This window comes from Mesorhizobium sp. B1-1-5, from assembly GCF_006443065.1.
Classification (GTDB): Bacteria; Pseudomonadota; Alphaproteobacteria; order Rhizobiales; family Rhizobiaceae; genus Mesorhizobium.
This window is the reverse complement of the sequence record NZ_VFWS01000301.1, coordinates 1-1,703: the sequence shown is the minus strand read 5'-3', so window position 1 is coordinate 1,703 and position 1,703 is coordinate 1. Positions and strand designations below refer to the sequence as shown.

At 63.4% G+C, this 1,703-nt stretch carries 2 protein-coding genes; both read right to left on the bottom strand.

All coding sequences use genetic code 11. The features are described from left to right. A partial coding sequence (locus FJ980_RS30660) for a four-carbon acid sugar kinase family protein (protein WP_140547320.1) occupies positions 1 to 863 on the bottom strand: 863 nt, incomplete at its 3' end. Next, positions 850 to 1,703, bottom strand: an 854-nt coding sequence (locus tag FJ980_RS30655) for a DeoR/GlpR family DNA-binding transcription regulator (RefSeq protein WP_348640672.1), incomplete at its 5' end; no start/stop codon positions are given. The genes FJ980_RS30660 and FJ980_RS30655, both read right to left, overlap by 14 nt.

Below are 1,703 nucleotides of genomic sequence, written 5' to 3'. Positions count from 1 at the left end.
GAGGCAAACACCTTGCCGATATGATCCGCCACCGCGTGGCGATCACCCGATGCAGCGACGCTGACAATTGATGGCGCGCCTTGCATCATCCGCTCCGCCAAGCGCTTTCTCGCTTTGTCGATGTCGCGTTCGATAACGATATGCGCATCCGCATGCCGGGCGGCAAAGAGGGCCACCTGTCCCGCTGTGACCTCGTGATTTGTGCCGACAAGGCCAAGGAACGGCCCGAATAACGCAAGAGCAGGCTTCTGCTGTGCTTTCATGTGCCGGGCGAGTGCCGCCGCCAGGCCGCCTGTGCCGCCCCACAAGATCCGTGACTCCGGCATTCCGGCCGTTGCGACGATCTTGTCCAGGTCCGTGTCCGTTTCGGCATCGTAGAGGGTGATGAAATGGACCGGTCGTGCCCTCGGTGTTGAACGCCCGACCGAAAAGCGCTGGCCGAGGTCGGCGAGGAGGTCGGGACCAACCATTTCAGGCCGATCGAGCCGCCATTGGCGCCCGGCGCGCGTAACACGCCCTTGAAATGGGAAAGCAGGCGCCAGCACAACGCGCTGGTACGTCCCCTCGACGATGCAGGCTTCTATTTCGGCGATGACGTGACCGCGCAAAAGGCTGTCGATCTTCTTGAAACTCAATTGTCCGGCGGCGAGCCATGGCGCGAGCGCCCGGTGCCTGGCGACGGCCGTCGCCTCGGCGCCCTCTCGCGTGGCCGCATCGACAGCCATACGCCCCGAAAACGCACGGTCCAGTTGCCAGCTCACCCCGATGCCGTAGCCAGGCGAGGCGAAGGAAACCGCGCTATCCAGGGCGCCGGTCAGGTCGTCGGCTACGACCCGAATATCCGCAATCTCAAGAGCGCTCAACTGAAGAACCTGGACGGCTGACGCGCACGACGCGGACGTTCACATCGAGCGTCCGAAGATTGGTGAGGTGAGCCTGATCGATGCCCTCGTCGGTAATGATCTGGTGGATATCGGCCAGACGGCAGATGGTGCAGAAATTGGGGGCAGTGAACTTCGAATTGTCCGCAAGCACGACGACACGGCGCGCCGCCGCGATCATCGCCTGCTTCATCGCCGCAACCTCTAGCGAGGTCTCCGTGAGCATGTCTCCGGTGATGGCATGGGTCCCAAGAATGGCCACATCGGCGTGGATGGTTCGCAGGAAATTCTCGCCGGGCTGGCCGACCAGGGTCAGTGAGCCCGGCTTGCAGGTGCCGCCAAGCATGACGAGACGTACTTCCGGCACGGCTGCAAGTATCTGCGCGATCGCATGACTGTTGGTAACGGCGGTAAGCGGAATAGGCGTCGCGGCGATGGCGCGGGCGACTTCCAGCACGGTCGTGCTTGCGTCGAAAATGACGCTTTGGCCGGCGCGGAGTTCCGACATCATGGCGGCACCGATGGCCTCTTTCTCTGCCCTGGCGAAATGCGCCGCGGTGGCGAGATCCGGCTCGAAGGTGGCGAGTTCCGTGCGCTGAAGCATCGCCCCGCCATGCGTTCGCTCCAGTGCTCCCTGCCGTTCAAGCGTCTCGAGATCGCGCCGGATCGTCGAAGGCGATGCGCCGATGAGATCGATGAGCTCCTGAACGCCTACGGCTCCTTGCCGTTTAAGGCATTCGAGGATGAAGGCATGACGCTTGGCCGGAATCAAGTCGACCCGTCCGCGCCCGCCATCGTCTTCCCATGACCCGGCGGACGCCG